At 58.6% G+C, this 18410-nt stretch carries 17 protein-coding genes; 6 read left to right on the top strand and 11 right to left on the bottom strand.

Translation table 11 applies throughout. From position 1 onward, the window contains the following. Positions 1 to 21: 21 nt before the first annotated feature. Together AAAV21_RS03570 and AAAV21_RS03565 are read left to right on the top strand one after the other, a co-directional pair. On the top strand, positions 22 to 786 hold the full coding sequence (locus AAAV21_RS03570; RefSeq protein ID WP_349107535.1) for an amino acid ABC transporter ATP-binding protein: 765 nt from the start codon (positions 22 to 24) through the stop codon (positions 784 to 786). A gap of 52 nt (positions 787 to 838) precedes the next feature. After that, positions 839 to 1648 carry a gamma-glutamyl-gamma-aminobutyrate hydrolase family protein gene (locus AAAV21_RS03565; RefSeq protein ID WP_349107533.1) on the top strand — a complete coding sequence of 270 codons (810 nt, stop codon included), beginning with the start codon at positions 839 to 841 and terminating at the stop codon, positions 1646 to 1648. Positions 1649 to 1757: 109 nt separating this feature from the next. Here the strand turns inward: AAAV21_RS03565 and AAAV21_RS03560 are convergent, their stop codons facing one another. The 8 genes from AAAV21_RS03560 to AAAV21_RS03525 form a co-directional block, all read right to left on the bottom strand. Continuing rightward, positions 1758 to 2576 carry a hypothetical protein gene (locus AAAV21_RS03560; protein WP_349107530.1) on the bottom strand — a complete coding sequence of 273 codons (819 nt, stop codon included), beginning with the start codon at positions 2574 to 2576 and terminating at the stop codon, positions 1758 to 1760. Further along, a complete protein-coding gene (locus AAAV21_RS03555; RefSeq protein ID WP_349107529.1) occupies positions 2560 to 3384 on the bottom strand; it encodes a hypothetical protein in 825 nt (274 codons plus the stop codon). The genes AAAV21_RS03560 and AAAV21_RS03555 overlap by 17 nt, the downstream gene beginning before the upstream one ends. Continuing rightward, positions 3381 to 4106 (bottom strand): ATP-binding cassette domain-containing protein, encoded by a 726-nt coding sequence (locus tag AAAV21_RS03550; protein WP_349107527.1) that lies wholly within the window; start codon positions 4104 to 4106, stop codon positions 3381 to 3383. Before AAAV21_RS03550 ends, AAAV21_RS03555 begins: the two co-directional genes overlap by 4 nt. 145 nt (positions 4107 to 4251) lie before the next feature. Continuing rightward, positions 4252 to 4581, bottom strand: coding sequence for a helix-turn-helix domain-containing protein (locus AAAV21_RS03545; protein ID WP_271743916.1), 330 nt, complete (start codon positions 4579 to 4581; stop codon positions 4252 to 4254). Between the two features lie 8 nt (positions 4582 to 4589). Next, positions 4590 to 5150: a hypothetical protein gene (locus tag AAAV21_RS03540; RefSeq protein WP_349107525.1), complete on the bottom strand. Its 561-nt coding sequence runs from the start codon at positions 5148 to 5150 to the stop codon at positions 4590 to 4592. Between the two features lie 230 nt (positions 5151 to 5380). Beyond that, positions 5381 to 5737 carry an Hpt domain-containing protein gene (locus AAAV21_RS03535; RefSeq protein WP_349107523.1) on the bottom strand — a complete coding sequence of 119 codons (357 nt, stop codon included), beginning with the start codon at positions 5735 to 5737 and terminating at the stop codon, positions 5381 to 5383. A gap of 24 nt (positions 5738 to 5761) precedes the next feature. Then, positions 5762 to 7642 carry an HD domain-containing phosphohydrolase gene (locus tag AAAV21_RS03530; RefSeq protein WP_349107521.1) on the bottom strand — a complete coding sequence of 627 codons (1881 nt, stop codon included), beginning with the start codon at positions 7640 to 7642 and terminating at the stop codon, positions 5762 to 5764. A gap of 209 nt (positions 7643 to 7851) precedes the next feature. Beyond that, positions 7852 to 8649: an alpha/beta hydrolase gene (locus tag AAAV21_RS03525; protein ID WP_349107518.1), complete on the bottom strand. Its 798-nt coding sequence runs from the start codon at positions 8647 to 8649 to the stop codon at positions 7852 to 7854. Positions 8650 to 8825: 176 nt separating this feature from the next. Here AAAV21_RS03525 and AAAV21_RS03520 point away from each other — a divergent pair, with 176 nt between their 5' ends. The 3 genes from AAAV21_RS03520 to AAAV21_RS03510 all read left to right on the top strand — a co-directional run bounded on the left by AAAV21_RS03520 (position 8826) and on the right by AAAV21_RS03510 (position 11714). Then, positions 8826 to 9602, top strand: a complete 777-nt coding sequence (locus AAAV21_RS03520) for a radical SAM protein (protein ID WP_349107516.1) — start codon at positions 8826 to 8828, stop codon at positions 9600 to 9602. 159 nt (positions 9603 to 9761) lie between these two features. Further along, complete coding sequence (gene map, locus AAAV21_RS03515; protein ID WP_349107514.1) at positions 9762 to 10649, top strand: type I methionyl aminopeptidase; 888 nt, start codon at positions 9762 to 9764, stop codon at positions 10647 to 10649. Positions 10650 to 10778: 129 nt separating this feature from the next. Beyond that, positions 10779 to 11714: a D-2-hydroxyacid dehydrogenase gene (locus tag AAAV21_RS03510; RefSeq protein WP_349107511.1), complete on the top strand. Its 936-nt coding sequence runs from the start codon at positions 10779 to 10781 to the stop codon at positions 11712 to 11714. A 31-nt stretch (positions 11715 to 11745) separates the two neighbouring features. Here the strand turns inward: AAAV21_RS03510 and AAAV21_RS03505 are convergent, their stop codons facing one another. From AAAV21_RS03505 to AAAV21_RS03495, 3 genes are all read right to left on the bottom strand, one after another. Continuing rightward, the gene (locus AAAV21_RS03505; RefSeq protein ID WP_349107509.1) at positions 11746 to 12240 is read right to left on the bottom strand and encodes a PIN domain-containing protein; all 495 of its coding nucleotides are present in this window, start codon (positions 12238 to 12240) and stop codon (positions 11746 to 11748) included. Further along, on the bottom strand, positions 12233 to 12613 hold the full coding sequence (locus AAAV21_RS03500; protein WP_349107507.1) for a hypothetical protein: 381 nt from the start codon (positions 12611 to 12613) through the stop codon (positions 12233 to 12235). The genes AAAV21_RS03505 and AAAV21_RS03500 overlap by 8 nt, the downstream gene beginning before the upstream one ends. Positions 12614 to 12828: 215 nt before the next feature. Next, complete coding sequence (locus tag AAAV21_RS03495) at positions 12829 to 14214, bottom strand: M18 family aminopeptidase (protein ID WP_349107505.1); 1386 nt, start codon at positions 14212 to 14214, stop codon at positions 12829 to 12831. Between the two features lie 302 nt (positions 14215 to 14516). Between AAAV21_RS03495 and AAAV21_RS03490 the strand changes: the two genes are divergently transcribed. Further along, complete coding sequence (locus AAAV21_RS03490; protein WP_349107502.1) at positions 14517 to 18356, top strand: penicillin-binding Tp47 domain C-containing protein; 3840 nt, start codon at positions 14517 to 14519, stop codon at positions 18354 to 18356. The last annotated feature ends 54 nt before the right edge of the window (positions 18357 to 18410 follow it).

Raw genomic sequence — 18410 nt, 5'->3', positions numbered from 1 at the left:
AGTCATAAGGAGCCGAGCACCATGGCACAGAGCACCTCATCCACCGGCAATCAGCCGCTGATCGAGCTCAGGCACGTCGATAAGCACTATGGCGATCTGCACGTCCTCAACGACATCAATCTCTCGGTCGACCGCGGCGAGGTCGTCGTCGTGATCGGCCCCTCGGGCTCGGGCAAGTCGACCATGTGCCGCACCATCAACCGCTTGGAGACCATCGACTCGGGCGAGATTCTCATCGAGGGCGAGCCCCTGCCGCAGGAAGGCAAGGATCTTGCCCGCATGCGTGCCGAGCTGGGCATGGTGTTTCAGCAGTTCAACCTGTTCGCGCATATGACCGTGTTGCAGAACGTCATGCTGGGACCGGTCGATGTGCTGGGCGTCTCCAAGGACGAGGCCCGCGAGCGCGCCATGGATCTGTTGAGCCGCGTGGGCGTTGCCGAGCAGGCCGACAAGGTGCCCGCACAGCTCTCGGGCGGCCAGCAGCAGCGCGTGGCCATCGCCCGCTCGCTTGCCATGCAGCCCAAGGCCATGCTCTTCGACGAGCCCACGAGCGCCCTTGACCCCGAGATGATTAACGAGGTGCTCGAGGTCATGGTCCGTCTGGCCCAGCAGGGCATGACGATGATCGTGATTACGCACGAGATGAACTTTGCCCGTCGCGTGGCCGACCGTGTCGTGTTTATGGCAGACGGTCAGATCGTGGAGACCGGCACGCCCGACGGGTTCTTCGACCACCCCCAGACCAAGCGCGCCCAGGACTTCCTCAACTCCATCAAGGGCCACTAGCCCAATTGCCATATCTGCTCGCCATGACCATCCAAACTCGAAAGCAACACCTATGATCGGAACTCGCACTTCATCGTCATACACCCCGCACGTCGACGTCGATCCCGCCGACCGCCCGCTCATCCTCGTCGCGCCGCGCTGGGAAGAGGCGAAGCCGTTTTTAAGCGAGACGCTCTCCCCCAACGAGGAAATCGCAAGTGTCTTTGTCGATGCCATCCTTGCCGCCGGCGGCCTGCCGCTGCAGATGTCCATCACCGAGGACATTGAGGTCATCCGCCATTACGTCGATATCGCCGACGGTATCGCTATTCCCGGCGGCCCGGATGTCAACCCCAAACGCTGGGGCGATGATCGACCCTACGACCCCACCCTCTGCTGCGAGATCCGCGATAGCTTTGAGTTTAAGCTGGTCGGCGAGGTGCTCCGCGCCAAAAAGCCGCTCTTTACCACCTGCCGTGGCACGCAGTTGCTCAACGTCGCCACTGGCGGCACCCTGTGCATGGACGTGCCGAGCCTGGGCGCTCGCGAGGGCCGCACGCAGTGGCGCCATACCCACGTGCTCAACGACCCCGTGCATCCCGTCGAGGTCGTGCCGGGCTCGCTGCTCGACCGCGCGGTTGGCGGACACAGGCTGATCCAAACCAACTCCGCACACCACTGCTGCGTCGATCGTCTGGGTAAGAGCACGCGTTTGGTCGCCAAGGCAACCGACGGCGTTCCCGAGTGCATCGAGGTCGAAGGCCAGCCATTCTGCTTGGGCGTGCAATGGCATCCCGAGTACACGTGGAAGACGCTCGAGACCGACTTTAACCTGTGGAAGTCGTTTGTCGAGGCGGCGGCAAAGGTAAAGCAGGCCCGCTAGTTTACGAACCACACAGGCTAAAGCCTCACATACTAGGGGGGCGGACACCAACTACGGTGCCCGCCCCCCTGTATTTGATATGCTCGGTATGTTCATCCCTCACAAACAATCAAAGAAATCTCGACCGCAATCGGTCGACGGTAAAGCAGATGGCAAAAACGCTTGCTACGTTAATCAGGCAGTCAATTAAAATCGAGGTGCATTGACCGTCCTCCAACGGGGTCACGCCGCAAATCCACATGAGCATCGAGGCCGGAAGTGGAAGCATGGAATTGGCTCCGACCTGTATGTAGAGCGTTACGACATTGACAAGCAACAGCATGCCAATAGGACCGAAGCCGGACCCAAAATAGGAAACAACGATCACGCAAGAGACCACATATGCAAGGCAGACGGCACTCGCCAGAAGAAGTCGACAGCAAAACATATTCAGGTTGAAACACTGTTGAGCATCCAAAACGATTGCACAGTTAAGACAGTACAAAACGACACTTGACAGGATAAACGCGCCCAATAGGGCGAAAGAAGACAGCACCGTTCGCGCAACGGTAACGCACGCCCGCTTCCCTCCCCGAGCCTCCGACAGCCCCCACGGTTCCTCGACAAAGCCCGAACTGACAAAGCGCGGCACAATACAAGCCGCGATGAACGGAAAGAACAATGCATGAGCCAACGGGGCTACGTTGAACAGCAGACCGCGAAAAAGCTCTGCATTACCAAATAGAAGGACATCCTCCGCCGATAGCAGAAGCGTCGGGTCTGGGAAAAAGCCCAAGAAACTGTTCTCACGGAGACTACAGAACCACATCGGGAAAGAATTAAGCTGCAATACCACCATGCACGCATAAATTACCGGGATTAAGGCGTACGTCCATTTACTCACGTGCTTCAATTCTGAATGGAGGAATCTTTTAATCTGACGAGCCATTGAGCACACCCCCAGCACGAAAGCTCACGAGAGCGTAAATCAATACCGATAAACAGCTGGCTGCCACGCCATAGCCCAGAAGCGCCAGTTGCCCCATATCGCTATACCCAAGGGCACATCCGACTCCAAGGTACGGCCCAGGAAGGAAGAAGATCCATCGCAAGGATGGTATAGGTGCCTGAAGGAAGGCTCCGTAGAGCGTCAAGCTCATGACAAATCCGATTATTATTGCAGCCCCGCTCAATACAGCGCTGCCTGTAATCCGATAGATGGTCACCGTCTCCAGCGCAACCGATATCACCAATACGGTGTTGACTATCATTGCAGGCAAAAATGCAGCCAGCATGCCATACGCGTAGCTATGCCCTCCACGTATTATGGCTATTGCAAACAGAAGAAAGCAAAGCGCAATATATGCTGCGCCAATTATTAAAGCAGACGAAAGCGCATGTGCTAGAACCCCATAAAAGCGGGTAAGACCTCTTGCTGAAGAAATTCGGCATCCCTCTTCATAGCCGCGCTCCTGTAAAATCGCCAGGCAAACGATGAGCGGAACGAACAGAGAGGTACCGGCAAAAGCACTGCGCACAAGGGACTCATCAGGCGCAGTAGGATCGATTACATTCCAGATGAAACCAATATCCTCCCCAAAAACGCTATTGCCAAAGGCTAGCAACGTTAACCCGTTTTTTAGAATGACACCGAAGAGAAGGCCGAACGCCAGCATAAGCGCAAGACCAAACTTCGCCGGAAACATCCTGCGCAAACGCATCATATCTGCCTTTATGGGATGGATCGCCCGCTTCATAGCGAGACCGCCTTCATCAAGCGCCTGTAATACTCTTTTAGGGACGACGCCTCACCCCTTATGACGTCCATCTGTTCCTTTTTCAGCAGTTCGCCGTCATGAAGAAACAGGCAGCTTGTTGCAACCGATGCCAGCTCAGCCAAGTCGTGGCTAGAGATGAGCATGGTTTTGCCCTGCTCCCGATTCAATCGACCGATAAGGGTCCATATACTCTCGATGCCCAGCGGGTCCAACCCATTTGCCGGCTCATCGAAAATGAGTACGTCGGTGTCGCCCAATAAAGCCGTAGCTATATCCAGTCGTCGCTTCATTCCCAGAGAAAAACTGCTCACACTCTTTTTCTCATCGACGTCCAGCCCGACTAGGCCCAAGACGCGAGGAACCTCACGTGTCTCATCGAGCCCCCATTCCGCACATCGGATCCGAAGATTCTCCACCGCACTGAGGGATTGGTATGCTCCGCTGGAATCTGGCACATAGCCGACACGCGTCCGCATCAGGCTCAGCTCTTTTTTCGACTTGCCTCCAAAGAGCTCCACGCTCCCCGACGATGGCTCACAGAGGCCCAGCACTATTTTAATAAGCGTGCTTTTGCCCGCCCCGTTTGCACCAACAAGGGCACAGAGCTCAGACTGATGTACCTCGAAGGAAACGCCATGCAAAACGCGGCGCTTCCCATAGCGCTTTGACACCTTTGATAGCTTTATCGCTGATGCGCTCATATCGTTCCTCCTTTCTTTTATCGTTCGTTCTTGCAGTTATTGTTTATCGATAACTTATATTTGTCAAGATAATTTATAGAGATGGGGCCCGTGCTGGACACGGGCCCCATCACACCAATATCTCGTTTTAGCTGCTCGCTATATGCTACTCATCGCTCAAATCGACAGCGAAGACTGATGTCGGAAGTGACGCCTCGTTGCCTCCGCCATCCCGCATCTGCCTCACGACATTTTTTGCGCGTTCGACAATAAGCTCCTCAAGCTCTTTCTCGCTCACGCGCTGAATAATATCTCCCGGTTGACAATCAAGCTCATCACAGATTTCGAGAAGCGTCTTAAGGCGAATAGCTTTTATTTTTCCGTTTCTTAGCTTTGAAATATTAGCCGGAGTATGCCCCGTCGCCCGAATCAGATCAGCGCTGGTCTTTCCGGTCTTAAGCAGCTGCGTCTCAAGCTCGATGATGAGATAGCTCATGTTTCCTCCTACACAAGCTCGTCAGACTGCTCTTGGAGCAGCGAGGCATAACTCCAGATCGCCGAGATAAACAGGCAGACAACTGCGCCGATAAACGACCCCGCATCAAAGGTAGCGCCTTGGCAAATCTCAATAACGAAGGAATGAGGCACGATGTAAAGCTCCAGTCCGCCAATGGTGAGATTGACCGATTCATAGGCACCAACAAACGAAACCACGGCGTTAACAGCAAAGGCAAGTGCAAGAACACGGATAAGCCGCACATGCGCCTTGGTAAAGGGCGAGACGCCCCGAGAGATGTTATGGCTGATTCCGCACAAAACGACAAGCGAAACACCCACGACGAGTGCCAGGCACAGCCCGCTTGGGATAACGATGCTCCCGCCATCGAGAAGCGTCACGACACCGAAAGAATCGACAGAAACAACGTTTGCAACCGCATACCAGATCACGTAAACAACCAACGCAGCAAAAGCGACGAGCATTCCCGCAAAAACGACCGTCATGCAAAAGCCAAGCTTCCTGATATTTTCGCCCGCTTTGGCCATACGCTGAACGCTGTTGGACATACACTCACCCTCATCGACTCTATCGTTATTCGAACAGTTTATCGAACAACGATATGGATTGCATGCGGAAAGCCCCGACAGTGCGCATAGGCAATTCACTAATCAGAAGGGGTGAGCGTGGTTTTTTGGACACGTATCGAACGAGCGTGGATAATCTCCCACTTTGAGACCGCCACGGGGCCTAAAACGGGAGATTATCCACGCTCATAGTCATCAAGGCTCACAGCCTCTTACTCGGCCGCCACGCGCAGGGCCGACATCGTTGCCGCATATTGCTGCTGCAGCGCATGCATTCCCTCGCGAGCGCCGTCAACGGCATCGGCGCCGCGCAGCGCTTCGGTCACCACGACCGCCGGCTCGTACAGGTTATCAAATCCCAGGTTCTGGCTCACGCCCTTGAGCGTGTGCGCTGCCATAAACGCACTCTCGGCGTCTCCTGCCGCCATGGCAGCCTCCAGCTTGTCCATGCTCTCGTCATCCAAAAACTTGAGGGCAAAGCGGGCAAGCATTTCCTCACCCATCAGCCGAGCGCAGGCGTCATCATAATTAGCGCCGATCTTCTCATACGCCTCACGCATGGAAATCATGAATCAAAAACTCCTTTGGTCAAACTAAATCGTAGGGAGCGCAACGACCTCGGCGGGGCGCGCCAATGTTTCGGCAATACGGTCTTTTACCTCGAGCAGACAGTCGAGCAGTAGCGGGTTAAAGGTGCCGCACTTACCGTCCAGGATCATCCGGATCGCCTCCTCGTGCGGGATAGCGTCTTTGTACACGCGCACGCTCGTCAGGGCATCGTACACGTCAGCCACCGAAACCACCTGCGCGGCGATGGGAATTTCGTCGCCCTTAAGGCCATCGGGATAACCCTTGCCGTCCCAGCGCTCGTGGTGCCAACGCGCAATCTGGTACGCATATTCCATAAGCGCATTGCCGGCGTGATGGCTACCCAGCTCAAGCAGCATGTCGGCGCCGATCGTGGTATGCGTCTTCATGATCTCGAACTCCTCGGGCGTAAGACGCCCGGGTTTGTTGAGAATCGCATCGTCAATCGACATCTTGCCGATATCGTGCAGCGCCGAAGCCAGGGCGATCGTGGAGCGTTCCTCATTGTCGAGGAAGATCGTGCCGCTACGCTGGACCAAACAGCCAAGCAGCAGCTCGGTCAGCTTTTCGATGTTCGTAACGTGCCTGCCGCTCTCGCCATTGCGAAGCTCCATGACGCCGGCCATGATGTCGATGAGCATGCGACTGTTCTTGACGCGCTCGTTGTACTGCTGGGACAGCAGGTTCGTCAGGCGGCGCTGTTTGGCGTATAGGCGGATGGTGTTGCTTACACGGCGGCGCACGACACGGGAGCCAAACGGGCGGTTGATATAGTCCGAGGCGCCCAGCTCGTACGCGCGCAGCACCATATCATCGGAATCTTCGCTCGAGATCATGATGACAGGCAGATTGTCGATACCCGTTCGGCGCGACAGATCGGCCAGTACCTCAAAGCCGCTTATGTCCGGCATGATAATGTCTAGCAGCATGAGCGACAACTCATCGCCATAGCGGTCGACCATATCGAGCGCCGTACGACCGTTATCGGCCTCGAGGATGCAATACTCGTCCTTGAGCATCTCGTTGAGAATGACTCGGTTCATCTCGGAGTCATCGACAATAAGCACCAAAGGCTTTTCGCTTTGGAAGGTCTCGATGGAATCGCCATCGGTCACGACCGTACCGGCTTTTGCCTTAGCGCGACTCAATAATTGGACAGCCTGGCTAACACCCTCATCGACCGTTTCGCCATGAATGCGAACGCCACCAACGCATGCCGTCAAGCTAACGCGCTCATGTCCCGGAATAATCGTGGAATGAACAGCATCGGTTACATGACGCAGGCGACGGGCAAAGTCATCGGAGGGGATATTGGGCATGACGGCCACAAACTTATCGCAGCCATAACGCACAAGCTCGTCAGTCGAACGAATACCGCCACGTATGGCCGTCGCCACGGCACCAAGCGCAAGGTCGCCGGCATGGCGGCCATACGTATCGTTGAAGGCCCTAAAATCATCAAGGTCGATCATGGCCACGCCGGCCTGCATACGGGCGCTACGAAGCTTTTCCTCGTAATATCGGCGATTGCGCACACTCGTCAGCACGTCGGTGTAGACAAGGTCCTCTTCTGCGGCCTCTTGCTCATCAATCGGACGCACCATCAGCAGAACGTGAGGCTCGCCCTCAACCATCAAAGGGCGCAGGCGGGCGCGGTACTCAATACCATCATTGAGCAGCTGCTCCGACACCTCATCGGAGTCTGCCAAAACCTCAAGACTTGACTGACGCAGACAAGGACACCGATCGCCGGCGAGCAGGCAGTTAGGCTCGCTCTTAATCTGATCGGCCGACAGCAAACGCACCACGGGGTAGGTCTTCGCGACGCGGGCGACCTCGGCGGCAGCCTCCTCGTCGGTTAGATTGGCCTCGTGATTATTGAGCATAGGGGGCCCTTTCGATAGTTTTGCTTGGTAGCAGTGGGTGCCAAATGTTACAAGGGTAGCACCTTGTCGATGCAGGTACGCACGTGAATACCGTTTCTTTTTCATGAGTTGGCAGACGGTAGGGCTGAAGCCGCAGACGTTGGGTTTTGAGCGCCTCTGTTAACACAGCCGAAACGTTTACGGAAAAGCCTGTTTGATTATTGCGGCTGTTAGAGCTCTAGGATGCCCCGGACAGCTTGGGCAGCCGCTGCCGGGCGATCGCGCAGACCGTTGTGCGCGCCGGGAACCGTTACGAGCGGACAGCCCAAAAGCTCAGCCGCCGTCCTCGTACCCGCCTCGCGAGGCATGTCAATCGAAAGCTCGCCCAAGAGCACGGCGGCCACCGTTTTCGATGCGCGGACGCTATCCCAATCGGGAACACAGTTCATAGTAGCCTCGTATTCGTTTGCCATGAAACTGCGGCCGTTGCGCAGGGCATGCTTGGCTTCTGCCTCGGTTAACTTGGGGGCCTCGGGGTCCGAATCGCCGATGGCGCCTAGGAAGGCTCGTAATGCCCTGGAGACCTTTCCCGCGGCGATCATCTCGAGCAAAACCGGGGCCGCGCCCAGGCCGGCACCCTCATCCGTCACGGCGGGTTCATGCAGAATCGCACGCGAGATTATGGCGGGGTTTGCACGGAGAAGCTCCAGGGTCACCAGCGTACCGGCACTGTGCGCGAGCACGTTTGCCGGAGCGCCAATATGCTCGATAACGGCCTGCAGGTCGGCGGCCTGGACGGCGAGGTCGTAGCGTCCGTCCGCAGCGTCGCCGCTCTCGCCGCAACCGCGGCGGTCGTAGGCAATGACGCGGTAGTCACAGGCGAGCTCGCGGGCGATGCCATCGAAAAATGCGCCATCGACGCAAGCGCCGTGCACGCACACCAAGGCGGGCGCATCTGGCGGCACGCCCGGGCCAGCATACTCGCGACAGGCGATCGTGGTGCCCGCATTCTCGACCGTAAAATCCATGTTGTGCCCCATCGTCTTGTGCCTTGTTAACACATTAACTGTACCCGACCCGAAACCTCTCATGGCGTGGACATTGAGGGCAGCGTGAAAAATCGAAACCTGAAAAGCACAAGCCCGAATCAGACTTTGGCACCGATGCTATGCTTAGGCACAGCTGTCCCAAGGAGCATATGCCTATGTCTACGTTTTTAAATGCCAGCCCCATCTTTGGACCGGTGCGCAGCCGCCGCCTGGGCCTTTCGCTCGGCGTCAACATGATGCCGGCATCGGGCAAGATCTGCACGTTCGACTGCATCTACTGCGAGAACGGTCTCAACGCCGAGCGCCCCTGCCACGAGCCGTATAACACGGCCGCCATGGTGCTCGACGCGCTCGAGGCCAAACTGCACGAGATGGCGGCCGAGGGCGAGCTGCCCGATGTGATCACGTTTGCCGGCAACGGCGAGCCCACCGCCGCGCCGGAGTTTCCGCAGGCCATCGCCGGTGCCGTCGCACTGCGCGACGAACTTGCCCCAAACACCAAGATTGCTGTGCTCTCCAACGGCACGCGCGCCGACCGTCCCCATGTACACGATGCGCTCATGATGGTCGACGACAACATTCTTAAGCTCGATACGGTCGACCCGGCGTTTATCCAGCTGCTCGACCAGCCTGTCGGCCCCTACGACGTCGAGCACCAAATCGAGACGTTCGCGAGCTTTAACGGCCACGTCATTATCCAGACGATCTTTTTGAATGGCGAATACCAGGGCAAGCCCCTCGATAACACTGGTGAAGCGTATGTCGGCCCTTGGCTCGCGGCGCTCGAGCGCATTCGTCCGCAGGAGGCGACCATCTACACGGTCGCGCGCGAGACGCCAGTCGCCGGCCTTGCCAAAGCAGCGCCCGAGGTGCTCGACGCCATTGCCGCGCGCGTCCAAGCCCTCGGCATTCCCTGCCAGGTGAGCTACTAGCAAAACCACGCAGCAGCCAGCGCTGCCATCCCGCCCCATCAGCTGCGGTGATATAGTTCCTATTTGTGCTGTTAAACCGCTTAAATAGGGACTATATCACCGCAACTTTTATGGACGCGTGGGTGGGCTATACTAGCTGCGAATGAAAGGAAGTTAGCCATGTTTGACAACGGACCCGTGCCCGGCCGCAACGACGCTTGCTGGTGCGGCAGCGGCAAGAAATATAAGAAATGTCACAGCGCCTTCGACGAGCGCCTCGAGCGCCTGTGGGAGGAGGGCTGGGAGGTTCTGCCCCGTACGCTCTACAAGACGCCCGCCGACATCGAGGGCATCAAGCGCTCCGCCGCCATCAACGTGGGCGTGCTCGACTACGTAGGCGAGCACATCGCCGCGGGCATGACAACCAACCAGATCGACCAGATGATCTACGACTACACCATCGAGCACGGTGGCACGCCGGCCGACCTCAACTACGAGGGCTATCCCAAGAGCGTGTGCACCTCGATCAACGACGTGGTCTGCCACGGTATCCCCTGCGATACGGACGTGCTGCACGAGGGCGACATCATCAACGTGGACTGCTCCACGATTTTGGACGGCTACTTTAGCGATTCGAGCCGCATGTTCTGCATCGGCGAGGTCTCTGCCGAGCGTCAGCGCCTGGTCGACGTCACCCGCGCCAGCGTGGAAGCGGGTCTGGCGGCCGTCAAGCCATGGCTGCCGCTCTCCGTTATGGCCGAGGCCGTGCAAAAGACGGTCGAGGACGCCGGCTTTAGCGTGGTGCGCGAGTACGGCGGACACGGCATCGGTAAGGAGTTCCACGAGGACCCGTTTGTGGGCTTTACCACCGAGGCGCCCGATGTGGACACCATCATGGCCCCGGGCATGGTCTTTACCATCGAGCCCATGGTCAACGCCGGAACGCCCGACATCAAGATCAGCAAGGGCGACGGCTGGTGCGTGCGCACCAAGGACGGCAGCGATTCGGCCCAGTGCGAGGTACAGCTCGTGGTGACCGAGGACGGCTACGAGCTGCTCAGCTGGTAGCTGTGGATGCGCCGGATGCTGACGGGCACGCTCGTCTTGCATCCGGCGTTTTTGTTTGAACGTTTTGTCTGATAAAACCTGCCAAAATAAACCTGTCCTTTTTGGTAGGTCGAGCGGAGAGGACTGCTTGTGAACATTCTGGTTTTGTTGCCCGTCAACGACCGTCATCGCGCAATTCTTGAGTCGAGCGCTCCGGGCGAAGACTTTATCTACACGAGCGCCGACGCCGCCACGCACGAGCAGGTCGCCGATGCCGACGTGATCCTGGGCAACATCGACCCTGACATGCTCACGGCATGCGAGCATCTCCAGCTGTTGCAATTGCAGACCGCCGGCTATGACGACTACCTTGCTGCTGGCACCGTGCCGGCTGACGCCAAGCTGTCTTGCTCGATCGGCGCCTACGGTCAGGCCGTAAGCGAGCACATGTTTGCTATGGTCCTTTCCATGATGAAGCGCCTGCCCGGCTATCACGACTTGCAGCGCGAGCATCGCTGGGAGGATTTGGGGCCAGTTACCTCGCTCAAAAACGCCAACGTGCTGGTGCTGGGCGCGGGCGATATCGGCGGTCACTTTGCCACGCTCTGCCGCGGCATGGGCGCGCACGTCCGCGGCATCAAGCGCCATCCGCTCGTCTACCCCATCGTGTTTGAGGACATGGACGGCATGGACGCCCTACCCGAGCGCCTGGCCGAGGCCGACATCGTCGCATCCTTTATGCCCAGCACACCCGAGACTCGCGGCCTGGCAAACGCCGAGTTCTTCGCCGCGATGAAGCCGGGCGCCTTCTTTGCCAACGGCGGCCGCGGCGATCTTGTGGTTGCCGACGACCTGGTTGCCGCCCTGGAGTCGGGACATCTCGCCGGCGCCGCGGTCGACGTCACCGACCCCGAGCCGCTGCCCGCCACAAGCCCGCTGTGGGATGCGCCCAACATGCTCATCACGCCGCACGTCTCCGGCTGGTTCCATCTAGAGGCCACGCTCAATAACGTCGTCGACATCGCCGCGGAGAACCTGCGTCATCTTCAAGCTGGCGAAACCTTACGTTGTTGGATTGAGCATTAGGGTTCCGGCGTTCTACCTGCGGGGTCTAGAGCTATTTGAGCGTTGCTAAGTAGTTTCTTGCGTTTTCGACGTTCATTGCTGCGACGGGCGCATGCGAACAGAGTCTGACATCGTTGGTGACCAGTAGATCTGCTTGAGCGCGTATCGCTGCCGCAATGATTAAATCGTCTTCGTAATCGCTATGGAGCTCACGCTGTCTGCTTGCCATCCAGATGTCGCTCAGGTCGCAGGGTACCGGCGTGGCAAGTTGCGACAGCACGCTAAGACAATCCCATGCAAGCGATATCGCTGCCGTAGCGGCATCCTGAGAAAGCGAACCGTGCTCTCGCCGATACCAGGCCTTATGCTCGCTTGAAATTAAATAGAACAGGTCTTTGGACGATGTCGCCGCATACAGCAAATCTACCTGCGCCGTGCATGCATCGCGCAAAAACTCAATCGCCGCCGAACGACCGCGTCGTGAGGGAATGAAGTAATCGAGCCATACGTTGGTGTCGACCAAGATACGCTTTGGAGCCTCACTCATAGAGCCAGCTCATCTCCTCGCCATAGCGATCCGCATAGGCGTTCCGTTTGAGTTCTTCGTCATCCGATGGTCGAGCCTTGAGCACATCGATTCCCGACTCACGGCAAGCGGCAGCGAACAGCTTCGACCCCTGATCCATGAGCTCGAGCTTACGTTTGGCGGCCTTTTCGCGCTCGCGCTGTTCCGCCCGGGCACGGCTGGGCAGCAGGATACCCTCGAGCGCACCGGGGCGATCGGCCAGCGACGCTGCAAGCTGCCAGAGCGCTCGCACCGCTTGGCTCGGCGTCATACCGGCCTTGGAGAGAGCGGCGTCCCCACTCCTTTTAAGATCGGCATCGAGACGTACGTTGATCTGAGCGGCTGTTGTGGTCATGGCCCCTCCTTAATACTTCAAAATATCATAAAGCTCTATGGTAGATACGTAAAGCATGTATAGCATTTATAAGCATTAGCCGTACTCTGTACACAAAAAGCCGCCGAGGCGCACTGCACCTCGGCGGCCACGTATCACCGATCTAGTTCGGTTTCACCCTTTGCATTCGCCCAGATAAAACCTGCCAAAATGAACCTGTCCCTTTTTGGCAGGTATTAGAGCTCCACGCTTTCGGCTCCGTTGATGGTCAGGTCGCGCTCGTAGAAGGCGGTGAGGGCGCGGATGGCGTACATCACGTCGCGCACGCCGCCGGTCTCGTAGCTCGAGTGCATGGCCAGCTGCGGCAGGCCCACGTCCACGGCATGCATGCTCGCCTGCATATTGGACAGATTGCCGAGCGTGGAGCCGCCGGCCATATCGCTCTTGTTGGCAAAGGCCTGCGTGGGCACGTCGGCGTCATCGCAGATAGCCTGGAACACCGCGCGGCTAAAGGCATCGGTGCAATAGTGCTGGTTGGCGGCTTCCTTGATGACGATGCCGCCGTTAAGCACAACCCGGTTGCGGGCATCGCACTTCTCGGCGTGGTTGGGGTGCACGGCATGCGCGTTGTCGCAGCTCACGAGCATCGAAGCGGCAAGAGCGCGATGATACGACTCGTCATCAAAGCCCAGCGATCCGTTGATGCGGCGCAGCGCGTCGGCCAAGAACGTCGACATGGCGCCCTGCTTGGTCTCGGAGCCAACCTCCTCGTTATCGAAGCAGCAGAAGACCGAGACGTCATGCGCATTCTCGGCACCCAAAAATGCCTGTAGCGAGGTATAGGCGCAGGCCAGGTCGTCGAGCTTGGGCGTCGAGATAAACTCGTCGGCCCAGCCCCAAATGCGCGCATCCTGACGATTGACCAGGAACAGATCGCGGCCCAGAATCTGCTCGAGCTCAACATCCAGTTCGTCAGCGATCAGGGCATCGAAGTCACCCTGCTTAAGGTCGCCAGCGCTGATGAGCGGGCACAGGTCAACGGCTCGGTTGGGAGCAAAGCCCTCGTTGACGCCACGGTTCATATGGATAGCAAGGCTCGGAATGATAGCGACCTCGCGCTCGGTGGCGAGCAGGCGGCTCTCAATACGGTCGCCTTCGCGAACCAACACGCGGCCCGCGAGCGCGAGCGGACGATCAAACCAGGTGTAGTCGATCATGCCGCCGTAAGCCTCGGTGTTCAGGCGCAGCGTCTCGCCCGCGCCGTCAAGCTCAGGCACGGCCTTGACCTTAAACGTCGGCGAGTCGCTGTGCGACGCCGTGAGCTGAAAATGATAGTCACCGGCAACGCCGTCCTCGCCCCACGTCGCGGCCAGGTCCTCGCCCACCTTAAAGGCAACGACGCTCGAGGTGTTGCGCTGCGTGTAATAACGCCCGCCCGGCTCGATGTCCCACGCCGCATTCTCGGGCAGGTAGGTAAAGCCCGCCTCGTCGAGCTCGGCCATAATGGTCGCCGCCGTATGGAACATGCTGGGGCATGCCTCGATAAAGTCGATAAGGTCGTTGGCGGCCTCGATATCATCGGCCGTCACATGCGCGCGCTCGGGCGTTTCCTGATCCGTCATGCTCTCCCCTTTCGCTGGGTTGATGGTCCCTCCAGCATACCCCCAACTGACCGGCCTGTCTGACAAATCGAATGCCGAACAAAGCCAGACGCTCTTGCGTTACAGGCAAACGACAATTGAATTGACAAGTTAACCAGTGGTAATTTCTGGTATTTTTGTTTACTGCCTTTAACTTTTTGCGGTAAGCAACATGAGTTCTATGGCAGTTACCTATCATGTGCGACGCACATGACCACTGTCCATCCGGGTGCAACAGGAAAGGAGAGCAGCACCCAACGACCGATCGATAGAAAAGAGGTTCTATGCACAACGATAACGCTGTGCTGCGCAAGCTCAACACCGTGGGCAGCAATGCCTGCCGAGGCGCACTCATCGCTGCGATGACCGTCTCGATGATGCCTACCAGCGCTTTTGCCGCAGCAGCAACAACGGAGACCGGCTCCGAAGCTACCAACAACGCGCCGATCTCCGCCACCAGTGAGGAAACGAAGTCCCTCAGCTCCGAGTATAGCCTGAGCGCCGTCTCTGACGACGCCGCATCCTCCTCGACCAGCTACGATTTGACCAAAATCGCAGATGGTACGTATGAGGGCACGGCCACGGCCAACTCGAATGACCCGCTCAATAAAGCTGGCGACGAATGGAACGCAGCTGATGGAAAGTATGACGTCAACGTCAGCGTAACCGTCAAGTCTGGCAAAATTGCCAAGGTCGAAGTCGCCGACTACAGTAGCTTGGGCGACGATGACTGGGACCGCATGGACAAGGCCGTTAACGGTTTTAGCAAAAAAGGCACGTCCTATAAGGGCATCGTCGAGCAAATCGAGACTGCCGGCAACACTACCTCAATCGATGCTGTTTCGACCGCCACGATCTCGTCCAACGCCATCAAGGCTGCCGTCGATAATGCCCTGCAGACTGCCTATGACGAGCAGAATCCGTCGACCCCTGCGACCGACGAGTACACCTACGGCTACGCTGGCCTGACGTGGGCCGAGTATTGGGCTGGTGAAAACGTGCAGGCGGCAGGGTCCTCCGCTTCGTCGAGCGAGCTCGATTCCCGCAACGAGGCCGACAAGGGCGCTTTTGACGTGGTGACCCGTGCAACCTTTAACCACGGCCTGCATCGCGGCAGCTATCAGTGCACCGACGTGATCGAAACTGCCGAGGGCATAAAAATTTACCCTTCGTATTATCCTGACAGCAAGTCCTTTGTTGATGTCGATGGCAACGCCTTTTCTATTGACAGCAAGGCTAAGACCGTGACGGCAGCCGACGGCACGGTGTACACCATGACGGGTCACGAGGTCACGGGACTCAAGTACGTTCCCGTCAAAATCAAGACCAGCGATCTGGAGGCTTTTAAGGCGAGCCACAGCTTTGTCGCCAATGGCGAGACACTCGCCGGCGGCTACGGCGAAAATAACCTCCAGGCTTACTCCGGCCTGGTTGCGGCCGTCGACGCCGACACCAACGGCCTTAAGACCGTGACCAACAACAACGGGACCTTCAGCTTCTCGGCCGCCGCCACCGGCACCGGCTCGGGCATCAAGAACCAGGAGCTCAAGACCGCCACAGGCATTGAACCCACGGTTAAGGACGCGAGCGGTTCCTACGGCGAGTTCCTGCGCGTAGACCTCAACGGCAACTATGGCGACCTGGGCGCCAATATGCAAAGCGTCACCTGGACCTATTACGGCGACGACGAGACCTACACCAACGCCCTTGCCACCTACGGCACCAAGTTCGCGGCCGACAACTGGATGCACAAGACCATGGGCATTCAGCTGGGGCTCACTAAATCTGAGCGCTGCCAGCTGCCCGAGGGCACCAACGGCACCGGCTACTGGAAGCTTACCGTCCACGCCTTGGGTTACAACGATTACACCTACACCTTCCAGGCGACTGACGACAACATCGTGGGCGCCAAGGAGCCGGTGACCGACGCCACCAGGGCCCAGCTGCAGGAGCTCTACGACAAGGCGACGTCCCTCGATAAGTCCAAGTACACCGAGGACTCCTGGACCGCCTCGTCCATCGAGACCGAAACTGCCGAGACCAAGGACCTGCTCGCCAAGAAAAACCTGGGCGAAGCCGAGGCCGCCGAGCAGATCACTCACCTGCGGGGCGCGCTCGACGCGCTCGTGAGCCTGTATCCCCAGGCCGGCGACTACGTGCTCATGAACATCCCCTACGCCGATTTCTATGCCGCCGAGAGCAACAACGCCGGTACCGACATCGTGACCTCGGCTACGCTGCAGAAGACGCGCTCCAGCTTGGCGAGCGGTTCCTACCACGTCAATTCCGACGGTACGGATATCTCGGGCGCCACGTTTGCCGTCAAGGTGGGCGAAGGCGACATCGATTGGTCCAAGTTCACCCGCGTGACCGACAACAGCTCCGTTACGATCACCACCTCGATCAAGGGCAAGGAGTCCACGACGACCTACACGGGCAAGGACGCCCTGTTTGAGTCTGCGAACTACTCTTACTACGTGCTGCCCGCCGGCGAGGTTCCGACCAATTACAAGGAGCTCACCGCCGATTCCGAGGGCAACCTGAACTTTGGCGCTGTCGAGGGCAAGAAAGCCACCGAACTTGCAAACGTCACCGCCACCTTTAAGACCTCCAGCAAGTACGGCGACTACGAGATCGACTTTGAGAACCTGCGCGAGCAGATGGTCGACGCCGACGGCAACCAGGCGACCGTATACGGTGCCGTGGTCAATGCCGCCGATGCGGACGGCAGCAGCGAGGGCTATGGCATGCGCGCTGTCGAGAACATCTGGAAGGGCAAGGAGATTGCCTGGAGCTGCGGTCTGGTCAACGAGTCTCACGGCAGCCCGCTGAGCTCGCAGTACTACAAGTCCATGATGGGCAAGACCATCAAGAACGTGACGTTCTACACCTCCACGGGCACCTACACCGTTGCCATGGACTACTACGTCCCCGTCAAGGCTTCCAAGTCCGAGATCAACGTCGAGGCGAGCGCCGAAGCCGACGCCAAGACCGCCAAGATCGAGGCAACGTTCCCGAAGGACTTCAAGGCCGCCTATACCGTCGATGGCAACGCTGTCGACGTCACCGACGGCAGCTTCTCCATCGAGAACCTCAAGCCCGGCAAGCATAAGCTCGTGGCCCATGACGAGAGCGGTAAGTACGCCGATGTGACGAGTGAGTTCACCGTCTCCACCGACAAGACCGTCGCGACCTTCGATGAGGGCACCTCGAAGATCACCGCCGCCAACGAGGGCGACGATGTCGAGAACTTTATCGGCAACATCACCACGGTCACCGTCAACGGCACCGACTACGCCGCTTCCGGCCGCGGTTCCGTCAAAATCATCAACGCCGACGGCTCCATCAACCTCGACGCCGTCGCCGGCGGTCAGCAGAGCGCCAAGCCTAAGGCCGCAGGCCAGCAGCAGGGCACCAAGGTGTTTGCTAACTACGGCACCTACACCATCAAGGTAACCTCCACCGGCTACAACACCCCGCTCGAGTTCATCTTTACCCATAAGGCCGACCGCACCAAGCTCGACAGCGCCATCGATGCGGCCGAGAAGCTCGACCAGAGCGCCTTCACCGCCGTCTCCTGGAACGCCATGAGCGACGCCCTCAGCGCCGCCAAGACCGTCCAGGCCAACGCCGCCGCCACCGACGACGACATCGCCCAGGCCCTGAACGCGCTCAACAGCGCCGTGGCCAACCTCGCCGCCAAGGCGACTGATGAGGCCAAGTCCGCGCTCGCCAGCCAAATCGAAAGCGCCGGCGCTGTCAAGAATGACGGCTACACCGACGCCTCCTGGAACGACTTCCAGACAGCACTCGATGAGGCCAAGCAGGTTGCCGCCTCCGAGGACCCCTCCGCCAGCGAGGTGGCTTCTGCCGTTGACAAGCTGAAGGCCACCCAGGACGCACTTACCAAGAAGGGCACGGAGGGAAAGCCCGCCGGTGGCTCCACCTCTACGACGACCACAACGACGACCACCGATACCAAGAAGGCCAATGCATCCAAGAAGGACGCAAGCGGCCTCCCCGGCACCGGTGATACCCAGGTCGCCACGGTCGGCATCTTCGCCGGTATCGGCGCCGCCATCGCGGCCGCCGGCGTCGCCATCCGCCGCCGCATGCAGCACTAGCGCCTAAAACGCGCGCCACGCGCTCGCAACGCAAGCGCCCGCAGCCCCAACCAG

The sequence above is a fragment of the Collinsella sp. CLA-AA-H302 genome (assembly GCF_040093305.1).
GTDB lineage: Bacteria > Actinomycetota > Coriobacteriia > Coriobacteriales > Coriobacteriaceae > Collinsella.
Note: the sequence above shows the minus strand (reverse complement) of the source record. Positions and strands in the feature narration are given on the sequence as shown.